The 17,891-nt window shown below is 31.6% G+C and carries 15 protein-coding genes; 2 read left to right on the top strand and 13 right to left on the bottom strand.

The window, feature by feature from the left end; translation table 11 throughout:
* Nucleotides 1-66: 66 nt before the first annotated feature.
* The 10 genes from mutL to IPK06_18320 all read right to left on the bottom strand — a co-directional run bounded on the left by mutL (nt 67) and on the right by IPK06_18320 (nt 8,906).
* Nucleotides 67-1,926: a DNA mismatch repair endonuclease MutL gene (gene mutL, locus IPK06_18365; protein MBK7981932.1), complete on the bottom strand. Its 1,860-nt coding sequence runs from the start codon at nt 1,924-1,926 to the stop codon at nt 67-69.
* 32 nt (nt 1,927-1,958) lie between these two features.
* Nucleotides 1,959-2,462 (bottom strand): dihydrofolate reductase, encoded by a 504-nt coding sequence (locus IPK06_18360; protein ID MBK7981931.1) that lies wholly within the window; start codon nt 2,460-2,462, stop codon nt 1,959-1,961.
* On the bottom strand, nt 2,456-3,382 hold the full coding sequence (locus IPK06_18355) for an FAD-dependent thymidylate synthase (protein MBK7981930.1): 927 nt from the start codon (nt 3,380-3,382) through the stop codon (nt 2,456-2,458). The genes IPK06_18360 and IPK06_18355 overlap by 7 nt, the downstream gene beginning before the upstream one ends.
* A 19-nt stretch (nt 3,383-3,401) precedes the next feature.
* On the bottom strand, nt 3,402-3,902 hold the full coding sequence (locus tag IPK06_18350; GenBank protein MBK7981929.1) for an HIT domain-containing protein: 501 nt from the start codon (nt 3,900-3,902) through the stop codon (nt 3,402-3,404).
* A gap of 73 nt (nt 3,903-3,975) precedes the next feature.
* On the bottom strand, nt 3,976-6,066 hold the full coding sequence (gene fusA / locus IPK06_18345) for an elongation factor G (protein ID MBK7981928.1): 2,091 nt from the start codon (nt 6,064-6,066) through the stop codon (nt 3,976-3,978).
* Nucleotides 6,067-6,102: 36 nt separating this feature from the next.
* Nucleotides 6,103-6,480, bottom strand: coding sequence for a hypothetical protein (locus IPK06_18340; GenBank protein ID MBK7981927.1), 378 nt, complete (start codon nt 6,478-6,480; stop codon nt 6,103-6,105).
* Nucleotides 6,481-6,483: 3 nt separating this feature from the next.
* A complete protein-coding gene (locus tag IPK06_18335) occupies nt 6,484-6,900 on the bottom strand; it encodes a YtxH domain-containing protein (protein MBK7981926.1) in 417 nt (138 codons plus the stop codon).
* Nucleotides 6,901-6,974: 74 nt separating this feature from the next.
* Nucleotides 6,975-7,901 (bottom strand): flippase-like domain-containing protein, encoded by a 927-nt coding sequence (locus IPK06_18330; protein ID MBK7981925.1) that lies wholly within the window; start codon nt 7,899-7,901, stop codon nt 6,975-6,977.
* A complete protein-coding gene (maf, locus tag IPK06_18325) occupies nt 7,894-8,481 on the bottom strand; it encodes a septum formation protein Maf (GenBank protein MBK7981924.1) in 588 nt (195 codons plus the stop codon). Before maf ends, IPK06_18330 begins: the two co-directional genes overlap by 8 nt.
* A gap of 20 nt (nt 8,482-8,501) precedes the next feature.
* Nucleotides 8,502-8,906 carry a hypothetical protein gene (locus tag IPK06_18320; GenBank protein ID MBK7981923.1) on the bottom strand — a complete coding sequence of 135 codons (405 nt, stop codon included), beginning with the start codon at nt 8,904-8,906 and terminating at the stop codon, nt 8,502-8,504.
* A gap of 240 nt (nt 8,907-9,146) precedes the next feature.
* Here IPK06_18320 and IPK06_18315 point away from each other — a divergent pair, with 240 nt between their 5' ends.
* Both IPK06_18315 and IPK06_18310 read left to right on the top strand, forming a co-directional pair.
* Nucleotides 9,147-10,610, top strand: coding sequence for a T9SS type A sorting domain-containing protein (locus tag IPK06_18315; GenBank protein ID MBK7981922.1), 1,464 nt, complete (start codon nt 9,147-9,149; stop codon nt 10,608-10,610).
* Between the two features lie 29 nt (nt 10,611-10,639).
* Nucleotides 10,640-13,225 carry a T9SS type A sorting domain-containing protein gene (locus IPK06_18310; protein ID MBK7981921.1) on the top strand — a complete coding sequence of 862 codons (2,586 nt, stop codon included), beginning with the start codon at nt 10,640-10,642 and terminating at the stop codon, nt 13,223-13,225.
* Between the two features lie 16 nt (nt 13,226-13,241).
* Here IPK06_18310 and IPK06_18305 read toward each other — a convergent pair whose 3' ends face one another.
* The 3 genes from IPK06_18305 to IPK06_18295 are packed head-to-tail and all read right to left on the bottom strand — an operon-like array spanning nt 13,242 to nt 17,866.
* Complete coding sequence (locus IPK06_18305; GenBank protein ID MBK7981920.1) at nt 13,242-14,714, bottom strand: sodium:solute symporter family protein; 1,473 nt, start codon at nt 14,712-14,714, stop codon at nt 13,242-13,244.
* The gene (locus IPK06_18300) at nt 14,701-15,354 is read right to left on the bottom strand and encodes a thiamine diphosphokinase (protein MBK7981919.1); all 654 of its coding nucleotides are present in this window, start codon (nt 15,352-15,354) and stop codon (nt 14,701-14,703) included. Before IPK06_18300 ends, IPK06_18305 begins: the two co-directional genes overlap by 14 nt.
* Before the next feature lie 19 nt (nt 15,355-15,373).
* Nucleotides 15,374-17,866: a TonB-dependent receptor gene (locus IPK06_18295; GenBank protein ID MBK7981918.1), complete on the bottom strand. Its 2,493-nt coding sequence runs from the start codon at nt 17,864-17,866 to the stop codon at nt 15,374-15,376.
* Between the last annotated feature and the right edge of the window lie 25 nt (nt 17,867-17,891).

Here is a 17,891-nt window from a genome sequence, read left to right as displayed (position 1 = left end):
CCTTTCAGCTTTTGTATAAAAAATAATAAATTATGGAATTAATTGAAGCAGTAAAATTTTGACTGTTTAAGTTCTTCCGAATCTTTTGTCAAATTCAGTTAATGGAATTTTAACAATAACTGGTCTGCCATGAGGACATACATACGGCATTGAAGTTGCAAAAAGCTGATCTATTAAAATCCTCATTTCCCTTTCATTAAGTTTATCACCGGCTTTAATTGCAGCTTTGCAAGAAAATGATTTTGCTAAGTTATCTTTCTGTTCTAAATGTTTTTCAATTTCGTTTGTTTTATATTCGTTCAGAATATCTAAAAATGTTTCAACCTCCGAACCTACATTTATATCCGAAGGAACTCCTTCAATTACAATAACATTTTTTGAAAAGAATTTTAACGCAAAACCTAATTTTATTAAATGAGGTTCAAGTTCCTTAACCAATAAATAATCTGCCGGATCAAGCTGAATTGTTTGAGCAAAAAGAAGCTGCTGCGTAAAAGGTAAGTTCGCTTCAAATGAGTTTATTGCCTTTTCATACAAAATTCTTTCATGCGCAACGTGAGCGTCAATTATCATTAGTCCGGTTTTTATTGGTGTTAAAATATATTTATTATGAAGAGCTACAATAAAAGTCGTATCTCCTTTCGGAAGATCATCTGTGTTTGAACTTGATGGAGAATGATAAACCTGCTGAATTTTTTCTTCAAACGGATGATCGGAATTTTCAATGATAACTGAATTTTTTATATTTGTGTTTAGTGAGTTAAACAATAAATCAATTTCCGAATCGCTGTATGTCTTTGGTTTTTCATTTTTAAATCCCGTTTGTGTAATAAATGCCGGTCGATCGCTAAAATCATTTTTATTGCTCGGATTTTCATAATTATTTTTAATAAAAGTACCGCTGTTTTTTTCTCCCAATTCAATGTTTGGAATTAAATCATATTGTCCTAATCCTTTTTTTACAACGGCTCTAATGAAATTATAAATATCCTTTTCATTTTCAAATTTTACTTCCAGCTTTGAAGGATGGACATTTACGTCAATTTTCTTCGGATCCAAATCAATAAAAAGAACGAAAAACGGATAATCTCCTTTTTCCAAAAGATCATCATAAGCATTAAAAACGGCGTGATTTATCGATTTATTAACAACAAATCTTTTATTTATATAAAGATATTGGTCGCTTTTACTTTTGGTTAAATAAGTCGGTTTTGAAACATAACCTTTTACTGTTATGAATTCAGTAATCTCTTCCACTTTAATTACGCCGTCTAAAATATTATCAGCAAAAACCGCAGACATTCTTTCATCCAAATCTGATATTTTAAAATCAAAAATCATTTCGTCATCATTCCATAACTTAAAACCAATAGAAGGGTTACTGAGAGATATCTTTTTAAATGTATCTAATAAATGTTTCAGTTCCGTTGCGTATGATTTTAAAAAATTTCTTCTGGCGGGTGTATTATAAAATAAATTTTTTACGGAAATTGAAGTGCCTTTTGGAAAACTTCCTTTTTCAATTTTCAACTCATCGTTTTCAACTTTTACGAAAACTCCGATTTCATTTTCCTTCATTTCGGTTTTTAGTTCAAAAATACTAACGGCGGCAATTGAACTTAAAGCTTCGCCTCGAAAACCAAATGTGTTGATATTATTAAGATCTTCAATCGAATTTATTTTACTGGTCGCGTGTCTTTTTATACTTAATACAGCGTCCTTTTCATTCATACCAATTCCGTCATCAATTACCTGCACAAGAACAGAACCGGCTCTTTTAATAAATACTTCAATATTTTTAGCGCCGGCATCAATGGAGTTTTCCATTAATTCTTTTAAAACGGATTCGGGTCTTTGAACAACTTCGCCGGCGGCAATTTTATTTGCGATGAAATCCGGCAATATATTTATGACGTTATTTTTCATAGATCTTTTTTTTACAGTATAAAAATACCAAATTATTGAATCTTTTTTCGTTGATAAAATTTTACGTCAAATTCTTTGTATTTATTTACTTTTACCAAATTCCAATTTGAATAGTTAAGTTTGGGAAATTTTGTATCGCCTTCGATTGTTAATTTCATTTCAGTAATTATCATTTCGTCTAAACTTTTTAAAGATGATCTGTATAATTGATAACCTCCGCAAATAAATACTTTATCAGTTTCTTTTTTTATTAAATAACGGTAAGCGTTTTTAAGGCTTGGAAAAACCAATATATCTTTTGTTGAATTTAGTTTATGTGTTCTTGAAATTATAATATTGGTTCTATTTTTCAATGGTCTCTTAAGACTTAAAAAAGTTTTTCTGCCGAAAATTACTGTAGAATTTAATGTAGTATTTTTAAAATGATTTAATTCTTCTTTGGAATGCCATGGAATTTTCCCTTCGTTTCCAATAATTCCATTCTTAGATACCGCTGCAATTAATATTTTTTTTAATCTTTTTTTTGAATCTACCACGGCGCTTTTAATTCAAGCTTTTTCAATTTCTCTTCAAATTCCCAACGTTCCATATTGCTTATAATTTTTCCGTTTTTCACATTCAGCCATCCGGCTTCTTTAGCTTTCAAAACTGCCTGCTCATTTTTATTATTTGAGATCAATCCAAGCAATTCAAGTTCAATTCCCGAAAAAGATTGCGAATTTAAACGGTAATCTTCAAACGCTTCCCAAGCAAGCGGAACCCATTTTTTTACAATTTCATTGCCAATTGTTTCGGCATATCTTCTAATTTCTAATTGAGCGTGCTTATCCATTCTTAAGCGGAGGAAATGCAATAAATTATGTAGGTCAATTTTCCAGTAAGCTTCTGTGTAAGTTGAAAGAGGCAAATCCTTTCGGGCTTGTTCCCTGGCAATTCCTTTTTCAATTCGGCTATTATAAATATTCCAAATTTCGCTGTGAAGTTTATTCTCTTCTAAAGAAAGTTCTCTTCCATCTTCAGCAGATAAAAATCCTTCGCTTCCTTGTTTGTTTGATGTTGATTGGAGTCTCCAATCATTTTCATTTGTTTTAGAAAATTGATCGATTGCAATTGAGTATCTGGTTGAATATTCATTAACGTTTGCGGTTCTGTGTCTTATCCATTGACGCCAAGTATCCATTGGAACGCGTACATGAAATTTAATTTCACACATTTCAAATGGAGTTGAATGATAATGACGCATCAAATATCGTATCAATCCTCTATCCTGACTAACTTGTTTAGTTCCCGCGCCATAAGAAACTCGCGCAGCTTGAACAATAGATTGATCCGAACCCATATAGTCAACAACTCTTACAAATCCATCATCTAAAACTTTAAATGGTTTTCCTAAAATATCGTTTAAGGCATTTACCATTTTAGGCTGCAGATTTTCAAATTCTTTTTCGATGCTCATCATTCCCTTTAGTAAATTTCTATAATTTTTTTTTAAATTCTTTGATCAAATTATTTTTAAGTTCAAGTAAATCTTGACTAATAATCTTTACTTCGCCGAGCACAGGCATAAAATTAGTATCTCCATTCCACCTAGGCACAAGATGAAAATGTAGATGTGTATGAATTCCCGCGCCGGCGGCTTTCCCAATATTTGCACCAAAATTAAAACCCTGGGGTGAAATTAAATTTCTTAGAGAAATTATTGAAATTTTATTCAGATAGGTAATTTCTTTTAGTTCTTCTTCTGTAAGTTCGGTATAATCAGACAAATGTCTGTAGGGGATTATCATTAAGTGACCGTTGTTATACGGATAAAGATTCAGCATAACAAAGCACAATTTTCCTTTATGAACGAGTAAGCAGTCATCACTTTCCAAATTATGATTTTCAACTCCGCAAAAAACACAGCCGTCATCATCTTTAGCATTTTTAAAAGAGTTAATATAATTTGAACGCCAAGGCGACCACAATTTTTCCAAAATAATTCTCACTTAATAAAAGAGGCTGTTCTTTGATCAAAAACAACCTCTTGAAATTAAAATAAAGATTTAACTATTCTTCTTGTTTAGATTTATTATATTCTTCAATAATTTTTGCTTCAACATCTTTCGGAACAGGTTCATAATGAGAAAATTCCCTACTGTGAATGCCTCTGCCTGAAGTCAAACTTCTTAATTGGGTAGAATATTTGTACAGATCAGCTAAAGGAACTTTAGCCTTAATTATTTGGAAAGGACCTTCAGAATCCATACCTATTATTTTTCCTCTTCTACTTGAAATATCGCCCATAACATCGCCCATAAATTCTTCAGGTACTTTAATCATCAAATCGTAAATCGGTTCAAGAATAACGGGATTTGCCGCCAAAAATCCCTTTTTGAACGCTTGGGATCCTGCAATTTTAAACGAAACTTCATCTGAATCTACGTTATGGAAATTACCATCAAATAAAGTTACTTTAACATCAACAACCTTACTGCCTGTTAAAATTCCTTTATCCAATATTTCTCTAATTCCTTTTTCAACACCAGGAATAAATCTTCCAGGAATAACACCGCCAACAATTGCGTCTACAAATTCAAATCCGCCGCCTTGAGGTAAAGGTTCAACTTTAAGGAATACGTGACCGAACTGCCCTCTTCCGCCTGATTGTTTTTTATGTTTATATTCTGAGCTTTCACAAACTCCGCGTACAGTTTCTCTGTAAGGAATTCTTGGTTCTACAAGGTCAACTTCAACTTTGTATCTATCCTTTAAAAGTTTTGTTGCAAGATTTAACTGCAGTTCTCCTTGACCGGAAATAATAGTCTGTGATAATTCGGGATCAAATTTAACCTGCAATGTAGGATCTTCTTCATGTACTGTATGCAGACCGGATGAAATTTTATCTTCGTCACCTTTTGCTTTTGGAATTACCGCGCCGCGTATTACAGGTGAAGGAAATTCAATATGAGGAAGAATTATTCCCAATTCTTTGCTGCATAAAGTATTATTTGTGTGTGTATCTTTTAATTTTACAACGGCGCCAATATCTCCGGCGAGCAATTCGTTTACTTCCGTTCTATTGTGTCCATTTAAAATAAAAAGCTGTCCTAATCTTTCCGGTTTATTTCTTTCTTCATTAAAAAGGTCCAAACCAGGAGATAATTTTCCGGAGTAAACTTTAAATACCGAAAGTTCACCAACATGAGCTTCAGAAAGAGATTTAAAAACCAATAAGGCAGGTTCTCCATTAGGATCACACTTAATTTCAACTGTTTTATCTGAATCTACTTTTTTAGCGTGAACAGGTTTTCTATCACATGGAGCAGGTAAAAATTCAACTACAAAATCAGTAAAGTCAGAAAGTCCAACTCCTTTTTCAGATGAAACCGCAAATAATGGGATTAAACTTCTTGAAATAATTGCACTCTTTAAACCTTTTGAAAAATCTTCATCACTTAAAGTACCTTCTTCAAAAAATTTATTCATCAATTCTTCGGTTGATTCTGCAACTTTTTCTAATAATTCTTCTCTTAATTTTTCGGCTTTTTCTTTAAAATTTGCGGGTATTTCTTCTTCGGTTACTTTTTTAGATTTTGCATCACCGAACGTTAATTTCTTCATTTTAATTATGTCAATTATTGAATTGAAATTAACTCCTTCATTTGCCGGAAAGCTAACCACCGTAATATCGTGACTTAATCTGTCTTTGGCTATTTGAACAGTTCTTTCAAAGTTTGAATGTTCATTATCCAATTTGTTAACCATTACAGCAGCAGGCAATTCCAATTTTTGAATATATTCCCATGCTGATTCAGTTCCAACTTCAACACCTTCCATTCCTTTTAAAACAACGATTGCGGTATCAACGACGTGCAGACTTGCTTTTACAGCTCCAATAAAATCCGAATAACCAGGAGCATCTAATAAATTAATTTTTGTGTTTTTCCAAATAAAATGTAATGCAGAAGCGGCTATGGAAATTTGTCTTTCAATTTCATTTTGATTAAAATCTGATGTTGTGTTACCCTCAGCAATTGTACCAATTCTGTTAATTTCACCGGCAGTATAAAGTAAAAATTCTGATAGGGAAGTTTTTCCGCTTCCGCCATGACCAACGAATGCAATATTTCTAATTGCATCAGGAGTAAAAGCACCCAAAATGCCTCCAAATTTTGTATTTAATTGTTCAGCAAGTTAATTATTAAGTTTTTTCCAAAATGCAGAAAACCCTCTTGAAAAAGCACGTAAATTTCTAAATAAATCTTTTGCGGGATTTATTTCAAAACTGTTAATGCCTTTAAAAGAAAATTTCGAAAATGTATTTCTAACATTTTGAATTGTATTACTAATATCTGATATTCCTTTTTCCGTTTCCTCGCTAATATTTACAATTTTATCTGTAATTATTGTAAGGTTATTCAAAATTGGCTCAAGCCTATCGTTTAAGTTACTAAGATCTTTTTGTACCTGAAATAAAGTATTAATAACTTTTCTTAATGCAAATATTAAATAGATCCCAACTATTATTGCAATAACGATTAGAATACTTAGTAAAACATCTACGACTGACATACTTTATGATTCTCTTTCAGTCTTATAAGTTTCAACTCCGGCTTTAATAGCGCTTTTTAATTTATCGCTTTCTTTTTCCAATTTATCTTTACTCGAGTCTACCATATCTTTTGTTTTTAATTTTGCATCATTAACTATTTTTTCAGCTTCTGCCAATAAATTATCTACTTTTTCTTTAGCGTCAGAAATAAGTTTTTCTGATTTTTTTTTTCCATCGTTGATCAAAGAATTTGCTTTTCCTTTTGCTTGTTCAAGGTAATCTTCAGCTCCATTTAAAAAATCTTCTGATTTTTCTTTTAAATCACCTCTTAATTCACGACCGGATTTTGGAGCAAATAACAAACCTAAAACAGAGCCGATTATTGTACCGGTTAACAATCCTAAAATAAGCCCTTTGCTCATTCCATTTTCATCACTCATTTTATCCTCCAATTTAATTATTTATTAAATTTATAATATACCGTAATATTTCAAAAATCAAGTTAATTAAAATTTTATAAATGAATTTTATTTTTTTTCCAATAAATGGTTAAACTTGCGAATCCAATTAGCACAGGAATCCATAATGTTAAAATTCTTATAAATATTGTGGTTACAACCGAATAGTTCAAATTTAAGCCGTTGTTGACCAATAAATATGCTAACGAACTTTCTGTTGTTCCAATACCTCCCGGCAGCATTGTAATTGATCCGAAAATAATAGCAATTGCGTATGAAGAAACTGCCTCAAGGACAAAAATATCTGTTATAAAATTACTTAGAATTATGTAAAAACAAAAGAATTCTAATAACCACGAAAAAAAACTATACGCAATAACTGTAGGATTAAATAATAATTTACGAGAATCAATTATTGCATCTGACTTACTTTTGTCAATCTTAAGAAACTTTATTTGTGAGAACAATAAAACAATTTTCGAGAAAAAAGTGCGGTTTGCAGCTAATATTAAAACAATAATTGCGGCTATTAAAATTAACAAGATCATTGAAAAATTTTTAAATATTAAAATTAAGATCAATGATTCCAAAATCAACAGTGTAAAAAATTCGCTGAATCTTTCAGCAATAATCACCGGAACAGATAAACTATATTCAATATTGAATTTATCTTTAAGGAAATACGATTTTATTAATTCTCCAAATTTACCAGGCGATACGCTCATTATTAGTCCGGTACAAAATATTTGAACAGAACTTATTAAGTCAATTTTAATACTTTTCAATTTCAGTAAATAATTCCATCTAAAAAATTTAAAAATTAAAATGCCAATCGCAATTAATAATGCCGTAATAATTTTTGATATTGGGAAATTTATAAATTCTTTATAAACAAGATCGACGTCGGAATAAATTGCAAGAATGATATAAACAAAAAGTGATATTGATAAAACGAGAATAATATTTTTGAAATGTTTACGCAATCAAATTATATTTTTCTAGTGATTGAAAGATTTTTGCTATTGGAAATCCCATAACGTTATTATAACATCCGTCAATTTTTTTTACAAATAATGACCCAAAATCATCTTGAATGCCGTAAGCTCCGGCTTTGTCCATTGGACTTCCGGTTTTAATATAATCATCTATTTTTTGTTCAGTAAGCTTATAAAAAATAACTTTTGTTTTTTCATAATCGACATAAATTTTATTTGACTCGACATTGAAAATTGCAAAGCCGGTATAAACAAAGTGGGTTTTTCCGCTTAATTTTCGCAAAATTCTTTTGGCGTCTTTTTGATCAATTGGTTTTCCAATAATTTTATCATCTAAAACAACAATTGTATCGGCAGAAATTACTAATCCATTTTTTATATTTTCAGCGGCTTTAATACATTTTTCTTCAGCCAGTCGTTTTACGTTTTTAAGTGGAGAATCTTTTTCATTAATTTTTTCTTCATGATCAACATTTAATTGAATGAAATCAATTCCCAAAGAATGCAGCATTTTTTTTCTTCTTGGCGATGTAGAAGCTAAATAAAGTGGAGCTTTGAAATTAAACATAGAAATGAAAAATTTGCGGATTAACGGAATAGAGCTTTAATACTTCCCCAAGTTCTTTTTACGCTTGAAACATTGTCATGAATAACTTGTGTATTCATTACAACTTCAGATCTGTTGCCTGAATAATCAACCAAGACCAATCCGTAAGCATAAAATGCTCCGGAACTTTTGTATGCATTTTCATCAACATAAGAATAAATTGAGTTGTTTCCTTTTGCATTTATAACAGCAATTGGAGAAAGATTATCTTTATCTTTTCCTCTTAGAATTTCAAATTCCTTAACATTTTCCTCTACAATTGTCTGCCATGTTAAAGTGATTGTGTCACCATTGCTTTTAGCAACGAATGAATCGATTAAGGTTCCGCCTATAGTAGTTGAAATGATAAAAAGAATTGCAATAAATATTTTTGATGAAATTTTCATAAATCTAAAATAAGTCACTTATCCATTTAATGCAAGAAAATAATCGAATAAAAATGTTTTTTTTTTATAAAGAAATAGAAAAATGTAGAAATTTCAAGCAAAATTAATAAAAAATATTTTTATCCCACAATAATTTTAGTATCTTTAAAAATCTTACATGGTTGTTCATTTTATCTTGATTTTCTTTATTACATTTTTTTATCTTAAATTTTGAATTTCTGAACACAACAAGGAGAAAAAATGATAAAAAAAGCTACGCTTTTATTGTCTTATCTTTTATTATTGTCCAATCTTGTAATTTCACAAACTTTTGATGGTGACTGGTCTGTTGAATATGTTACTTCAGATAGTCCTGATTCTTCAAACAGCATAGGTTATAATGTAATTTCTGTTGCTGCTGTTGAAGAAGATGCTTTTGTAGCTTTAGTAAACAGAGGAAGTGCAAACGCACATTACTTAGTTGGTTTTAGAAATGCAGGTAAAAATACAGGCAGGTTGGGAAATGTTCCTTATCAATTAGTAGATAATAAAACAAAATGGATAAGCGGTTTTGATCAGGAATATCTTTTTGATGCAAATGATATTGCGTCAAAAGGAAATTTAATTTATGTTCCAAACAATGATTCAATAAGCAATAGTATTCTTGTTTTTGAACTCAAAACCGACAGCATCTATACCTATCCACAACGATATAAAGTAAACGCATATATTTGGGCAATTGACGTTGATGATAACGGAAGGATTTATGTAACCAAAACCGGTGATTCAACAAAAGCCGGATCGGTATTAATACTTGAAAACCCTGACGCAACACCGAAATGGGTGACAAATGGTAAACAAGGAAAAATTTTACAAGAATTTTCACTTCCCGATATTGGCTCACCAAGAGGAATTACTGCAAATAGTGATGGTACAGTACTCTATGTAGGTAATTGGGATGAAAATAAAATATATTGTTATGTTGGGGATCCTATTAGTGGATATACTTTATTAGATGATTTCAAATTTGAAGTTGCCGGTGAGGTAATTACTGCTGATACGACAAGCGGACCTTTAAAAGTCGGTCCATTCGGTATACAATACATGCGAGAAAAGAATTTATTGTTTGTTGCACACGATGCAAGTTTTGTTTCCGGCGATAACAGAGGTTATTCATATGGAAGAATTTACATCGCAAACCCAAACACAGGCGAAGTACTTGACACAATTGACGCGGCAAAATGGAATTTCCAAATTGAAGGAAGATATAATAACCATAACCCGGGCAACTTGGCTTCGGGATATACATCCAATTATGCCGTTGATTTTGATGAGAATTTAAATGTTTATACACAATCATGGTATGGCTGGACAGTTGATAAATGGGTATATAGCGGTACTTTACCGACAATTGAGCTTACAATAACAGATATTAAAGTAAATGAACAACTAATTCCTGAACAAATTGAATTGAAACAAAATTATCCAAATCCATTCAATCCAACAACAACCGTTGAATTTTCATTGAATAAACAGTCAGACATTTCTTTAAAAATTTATAACATTACCGGAGAATTAGTTACAAATTTAATAAAAAATAAAAATTTGAATAAAGGCAGCTACAAAATTACATTTGATGCATCTAACTTGGTTTCAGGAACTTACATTTATCAGCTACAGGTTGGTGAAAAAACATTATCAAATAAAATGATACTTATAAAATAACCTATACATTCACAAAAAAAGGAGGCAAAATGAGAAAATTAAGAAATACATTTCTCATTATTTCAACTTTATTATTCACTTCTGTACAATTTGCGCAAACAGATATTTTTGTTAGAAGTGCTATAATTCCCAACGATACTCTTGATGTCGGTGGTTGGGGCGGCGCAATTTCAGGAGTTGATTTCGACAGCGATGGTTTAAAAGAAATTTATGCAGTCAATAATGACTGGTCTGATCTTGCAGGCTTAGATTGGATTCCAAGAATTTATAAATATGAAAATAGCGGTTCAGGATGGGAAGTAGTCTGGTCGACAAGATTACCTTTGGAAGCACAAAATACTTGGCCGGCATTTACATATGGAGATTGGGATTCTGATGGTAATATGGAAATAATCTGGGGACCAGTAAATAATTCTGGAGCCGGTGATTCAATTTATCCAAGAATAATTGTATTTGAATCAAAAGGTGACGGTTCCGATGTTATGGGAATTGATAATGGAGACGGCACATACAAACCAAATGCAATGTGGACAATAAACGACGAACCTAATTACAACTTGAGACCGTTCAGATGGCATCTTTATGATATCGATAGCGACGGACAGCAAGAATTGATTTTTGCCGGTAGAGCCGGTAATGAAAAATTTGGTGTTGTTTCTGTCGATAATATTCCAAATGATGGAGACGGATCGGAAACTTTTACATTAGAAGAATCTGCATTGGATACAAATCTTACAGTTGGCGGTTCCATTTTTTATGATATAGCAGTTCTTGATAGTGTAATTCTTTTAATTCAAGACGGCGGTAATGTAGTTCCTGTAGTTTATTCTAATGGAAAATATACTTCGTTACCTGCGGTTGCAGCTGGCGTTCCAACCGGTTCATGGAAATCATCAGTTACAGTTGACATTGATAAAGATGGTACAAATGAAGTAATTGTAAACGGATATGGTTCATCTGCACCAAAAACATTTTTATTACAATTTGCTAATGGTGTTTTAACAACAACTGAAATTGCTAATCTTACTCCATATGTTGGTGCCGGCGGCAGATTATACGGCGGAGATGCCGGAGATTTAGATTCCGACGGGAATTTAGATTATGTGTTTGGAACAAGAGGCGGATCACCTAACGCAGCTATTTACAGACTTGAATATCAAGGCGGAAGTATAACCGACCCAGCAAGTTATTACGTTTCAAGAATTGACGAACTTCTTTTTCAAAGCGGTGGCCGATATGACGTTGTTAGTTTAGGTAACTTAGACGATGATTCAGATTTGGAAATTGTTTATTCAGGTATTCCGGCTACAGATGTTGTTCCATTAGTTGTTTTGGATAGAATGGATGTAGATAATCTTTACGCAATTGGTGAAGCAAAAGGAGACGAAAGCGGAGATGATATTCCTGATATGCTTGGACAAACTGTTACAGTTTCCGGTGTTGTACGTAATAAATCATTGGACGCAAACAGCATGCAAATTTTCATTCAAGATCCAACAGGTGGAATTCAATTATTTTCAAGCGGAAACCCTGCTCCTGCGGATTTAAAAGTTGGAGATAGAGTTTTAGCAACTGGAAAAGTTGCCCAATATAGAGGATTGAATGAAATTGAAGTTACGAGTCCTGCTCTTGATGTTGTAAAAGTCGATTCAGGAAGAATTGTTATTCCAAAAGTAGTTACAATTGATCAGTATCTTGCAAATGCAGAAGCATTGGAAGGAACTTTAATTAAAATAGAAGGTATTGCAAAAACCGGCGATTCGCCTGCTTGGCCTGCTGCCGGAAGTAACGCAAATTTAACATTATGGACTGGTCACGGTACAACAATTATCGGAAGAGTTGATAAGGATACCGATGTTGACGAAGGTGCTGAACCCGTTTGGCCAATTAGTGCAGTTGGTGTTTCTACTCAGTTTACATCAGCCGCCGCAGTTTATAACGACGGATATCAGATAACTTTCTTAAACTATGCAGATATTACTGCAAACGTTCAGGTTGGTCCACTTCCCTATTTTGCATTGTTAACACCTGCGAACAACTCAACAATATCCATTACAGATTCAGCAGAAACATTTAACGTTGGCTGGGAAGCCGCAACAGACTTAAATAATGATGTTATCGGATATCAATTTGTTGTATTGCCTGAAGTTTTTTCAGCTCAATCAGTAGAACCGCATTTAACAGTCAGCGCAACCGATATATTAGGTTTAATGGCTGGTGCAGATTCTATAACTTTTAGTTGGACAGTATTGGTTCTAGATGCAAATTCAAAGTCAGCTTCTAGCATGGATACATTTACCGTTACTTTTGTTAATGATATTCTTGTTGGTGTTGAAAATGTAATTCCATCAAAATTCTTTGTTGACCAAAACTATCCAAATCCATTTAACCCAACAACAACAATTAAATTTGGTTTACCGGAACAAGCTGTTGTTGATTTAAAAATTTATGATATTTTGGGTAGAGAAGTTGCAACAATTATCAATAACAAAACTTTAAAAGCCGGTTCTTTTGAATATAGTTTTGATGCTTCAAAATTGGCAAGCGGTACATATATTTATAGATTAACTTCAAATAATAACGTTGTAACAAAGAAAATGTTATTGCTCAAATAATTGTATTTATCTCAAATTAAGCCAGACTTTCGAGTCTGGCTTTTTTTATTCCCCAAATATGAATTACTAATGATATTATTAAACCTACGATCATTGGTTCAATTTCATATAAAAATGTTCCCTCAAATAAATTTCTGATAAAAATCCAAACAAAACTTGAAAAAACTCCAAAAATAATTTCAATTAACGCATAAATCTTTGCGGTTTTTAAGTTTTGATAATATGCAGAAATGACTATTAGAATCAATCCGGGTATGCATATACTTCCAATTAAATACCAAAGTTCAACAACAGATTTAAAGTAATACGCAAGTATGATTGAAAATATTACGGTAAAAAAAATGCCAAATTGTGTTAAAAGAATAAGTGACTTGCTATCATCTAATTCATTTTTTATTAAAAAGTATCTTAAAAATTTTATCTTTGATAAATATTTAAAATCAGATATTGAAGAATATTTTTGAATTCTTTGTATAAAATCAATACTAAATGTCGTTGCGCTTAAAAAGATAAAGCTGTTTAATGTTGATAAAACTGTAGCGATCATTGCGGCAAAGAATATTCCTTTTAGTCCAGAATTCAGAATTTTATCCGCCAAGTAAGGGAAAGTTAAAACCGGATTAGTTAGATTAGGTAAAATTGCTTTTGCGTATAAACCGGTAGTGTTTGTTAAAAAATCAAAAAATATCCAGAATAAAATTGAAAATAAAATTCCGTATTTCGCAATTTTTCCGCTTTTAGCAGCATAGCATCTTTGATGAAATCCGGGATCGGTGAATGTCCATAACGCAATTAAAAACCATACAAAAATAAATGTGTATGAATTTCCTCCGGTTAATGTTAAATGCTGCTTTGGTAAATTATTTTCAAGAAAATATAATCCGCCATAACTATTTGCGGCCACTATAACTATAATAATAAAACCTAAGAACATAATTATAAAAGAAAAAGCATCCACCCAAATATTTGATTTAAAGCCGCCCTTAAACATATAAATACTTACTAATGCCGCACTTATTATTAATGCAAGGAAAAAATTTATATTAAAAATTAAAGCTACTATTTGAGCCATCATCAATAAATATGGAGCCGGTGAAACTAAGATGAATACTAACACTGCGGAAATTAAACTTACATTTTTTCCATAAACAATTTCTAATTTATCCGGAATCGTATAAAGCTTTGCCGATCTGATCTTTTCCGCGAAAGTCAATGCAAATATAAACGCGAAAATATAGTATGGAAATCCTTGAGTAAACCAGCTTACTAATCCAAACCTGTATGAAAATTCGCCAACACCAAGAATTCCGCCATACCAAGCTGCAACATTATTCAAAATGAATAATACCAATCCAACATTTCTGCCGGAAAGTAAATACTCTTCACTGTTATTTTGTGATGATCTAAATGAAGATATAAAACCGATTGAAATAAGTATTATAAAGAAAATGACAATGATGAAAATATCTAAATAACTAAATGAAACCATGCTTTACCATTGTATGATAATCTCTTATAATTAAAATTATTCCGCCTTCAATTTTTAATTTTATATTTTGCGAAACCGCTAAGTTGCTAGTACTTTCTTTTTTACCAAACGGCAATGAAATATTTTTTAAGGGGTATTTTAATCCTGATGATGAAATTTTTGTTTTATCATCAATTCCATATAGCGATATGGTTTCGCCCTCTTGAGCAGTTAAAATTATTTTCCCCGAATAAGCCCGCAGTAGTGAATTTTTATGAAGTAAAGTTATTTTTATTTTATGATAAAATTTAATTACTATTCCAATATTGCAAAATGAATGATCAAGTCTGTCTCCCGTTCCACCTAATAAAATGACTTCCGAGAATTTTTTCTTTATCAAATATTTTAATGCTTTCTCAACATCAGTATCATTTTGTCGGGATATTTTTATTATTAAACATTTATCTTTATAAAAATTTAATGCCTTTTCGGAAATTGAATCTAAGTCACCGACTATAATATCCGGAATTAAATTTATTTTTTTTGCGGAGTTAGCGCCTCCGTCCGCACAAACAATTGTGCCGTATCCAATAGACTTAAAATAATTTATTATTTTTTTCGATGGACTTTCGCCATTGGCGATTAAAATTGCTTTTTTCATAAAATCAATTCTTCAAACATTATAAATTCAATTTAAGACCAACTAGATAATTTCTTTCCGCCCCAGGAAAAAAGTCACCTCCGGTTGCGTATGCCGCATATAATTTATTCAATACATTGTTCAATTGAAAAAACAATTTTGCGGATTTAGCGAAAGAGTTAATTTCAAATTCATAACTTCCGAAAATATTCATTAAAAAATACGGATCGACAACGTTGTCAAAATAATTTACAAATCCCGGATTTTCAAATAACATTTTTTGAAAATCATCTCCATAATTATCAGAATAGTATTTTCCGACATATTTAGAACTCAGATTTAAATTTAAGCTTTTGTATTCATATTTTAATACAGCATTAAATAAAAAGTTTGGGAACCCGGAAATTAAATTATCAGATAGATTAATTTCCTTTGTTAGTTCATTTCCTAAATTATCATAAGAATTTATGAATGTGATCCCTTGGTTAATATAATTTTTACTATAAGATGTATTTAAAATTAATTCGAAATTTTCTAAAAATCGGTACGATCCTTCTACTTCAATACCCATATGAATTGAGCCATCGACGTTTCCGGTTATCGGCTGACCGAATCTATCAAGCTGACCTTGCTTAACAATTTCATCCTTAAAAGACATATAAAACAAATTAAAATTCAAAGTATGTCCGGGAGCTAAATATCGCGCCCCTAGTTCGATGTCGGTCATTCTTTCGGGATTTACTAGCGGCTTATTAAAATTATAATTACCAGATCCGTAAATTTCAAATTGAGGAATTTCGCCGGCGCTTGATTCCGCCGCGTCATAATAATTTTTTAATCTTGGTTCGCGCGACACTTTGGCGACTGAAACGTAAGTATTTACGTAATTATTGAATTTGTAATTTACTCCAAATCTTGGATTTGTAAATAAATTGCTAACGGTAAAATCGTTGTTCAAATATTTTTCATTGAATAATTTGTAACTATGATAAGATAGTTGAATTTCTCCCATTATATTTAAATTAGGAAGTAAACTATAGTTTTCATTTACATAAAAATTAAAAATATCGTTACCTCCTTCGTAATAATAATATTGATAATCTTGAGAAACATTTAATGGAATATTTTCCGCATATCTTAAATTTCCCCAATGTTTTGATCTGTGATTTCTATATTCCAAACCTGTAACTAAAGTACCATTATTATGATCCCAAGTCAATCTTGGAATAATTCCCCACTGCTTATTTTTAACCACCGCGTGAATAATTGAGTTTTGCGGAATAAAATTGCTATCAAAACCGTTTTGTTTTAATCTGAAATAATCATCATAATAAATTGACCACGAACCGTCGTAATCAAAAAACCCTTCGCCTAAAACAAGAAACAACGCATTGTTTAACGTAAGGTTTTTGGCAATCTTAATTTCATTTAATAATTCGAAATGCGGTTGAGAAAAATTTTCAATCTCCGATTTTTTTCGCTCAACATTATAAGTATAAGAATCTTGATCAGCTTCCCAATATGAAAAATTTTCCTTTCGTAAATTTTTATCGCTTATTGCAAATTTAGGTAAGCCGGTATAAGCCAATCCGTCTGAAATTGGTCCGCCGAAAAAATTGATTTGCGTTGTAACGTTTTTGTCATATCTTGCCGCGGAAATATGATAGGAATTAAAATTGGCCCAGCTTCTGTCTCTATATCCGCTGCTAATAATTTTAGAAAGTTTTGCATAAATCGAATATTTATTATCAATCAATCCGCTAGCAAATTTTGCGCTGTACTTTTTGATATTAAAACTTCCGGTAGTGATAGCCAGATCAAAATTGGGTTTATCTGAAAATGGAGATGTAATAATATTTATCGATCCGCCAATTGATGGATAACCAATAGCTCCAGCGCCCGCTCCTCGCTGAACTTGAATCAGTTCAGTGCTTTCAAGCAGATCGGGAAGATCAAGCCAATAAATATTATGATCTTCAGGATCGTTTTGGGGAATTCCATTAACGGAAATTGAGAGCCTTCTTTGATCAAATCCTCGAATGCTCAAATAATTATAACCAATTCCATTTCCATTTTCGGAATATGAGGTCGCCGATGGTAAGTTAGCTAAATACTCAGGAACATCTTGAACAGAATAATTTTTTTCAATTTCTTTTTTTTCAATCGTTGAAAATGAAGTCGGCGACTTTTTTACATCCGATATTATTGCGTTAACAATCACGGACTGAAGTTTATAATCAATCCATTCGAGTTTAATGATTCTGTCAGATCTTAAAAATTCTTCCAGCGCAATTCTTTGCGATTTGTAACCTATATAGCTGACTATTAAGCTGTCATTTTTAATTGAATTTGCAGCTAAATTAAATTTACCATCAAGATTTGCCGAAGTACCGATATTATGGTTGGATAAATAAACATTAGCTGAAGCCAATGGCAGATTTGTTTTGCCGTCAATTACTACTCCGTTAATCTCATAATTTTGAGCAAAAATAATTTTAGCAAATAAACAGATAATTATTAAAAAATATTTCATTGTGAATTCCTTTCAAAAAAAATAA

Source organism: Ignavibacteriota bacterium (assembly GCA_016713565.1).
In the GTDB taxonomy this organism is placed as follows: domain Bacteria; phylum Bacteroidota; class Ignavibacteria; order Ignavibacteriales; family Melioribacteraceae.
The sequence above is the reverse complement of the archived record's forward strand: the minus strand, read 5'-3'. Positions and strand labels throughout refer to the sequence as shown.

Coding starts and splice junctions, on each gene's coding strand:
- IPK06_18355 (MBK7981930.1), bottom strand. CDS start 3,382: ATGAGCATCGAAAAAGAATTTGAAAATCTGCAGCCTAAAATGGTAAAT.
- IPK06_18295 (MBK7981918.1), bottom strand. CDS start 17,866: ATGAAATATTTTTTAATAATTATCTGTTTATTTGCTAAAATTATTTTT.
- mutL (MBK7981932.1), bottom strand. CDS start 1,926: ATGAAAAATAACGTCATAAATATATTGCCGGATTTCATCGCAAATAAA.
- IPK06_18340 (MBK7981927.1), bottom strand. CDS start 6,480: ATGTCAGTCGTAGATGTTTTACTAAGTATTCTAATCGTTATTGCAATA.
- IPK06_18310 (MBK7981921.1), top strand. CDS start 10,640: ATGAGAAAATTAAGAAATACATTTCTCATTATTTCAACTTTATTATTC.
- IPK06_18300 (MBK7981919.1), bottom strand. CDS start 15,354: ATGAAAAAAGCAATTTTAATCGCCAATGGCGAAAGTCCATCGAAAAAA.
- IPK06_18315 (MBK7981922.1), top strand. CDS start 9,147: ATGATAAAAAAAGCTACGCTTTTATTGTCTTATCTTTTATTATTGTCC.
- IPK06_18335 (MBK7981926.1), bottom strand. CDS start 6,900: ATGAGTGATGAAAATGGAATGAGCAAAGGGCTTATTTTAGGATTGTTA.
- IPK06_18320 (MBK7981923.1), bottom strand. CDS start 8,906: ATGAAAATTTCATCAAAAATATTTATTGCAATTCTTTTTATCATTTCA.
- maf (MBK7981924.1), bottom strand. CDS start 8,481: ATGTTTAATTTCAAAGCTCCACTTTATTTAGCTTCTACATCGCCAAGA.
- IPK06_18305 (MBK7981920.1), bottom strand. CDS start 14,714: ATGGTTTCATTTAGTTATTTAGATATTTTCATCATTGTCATTTTCTTT.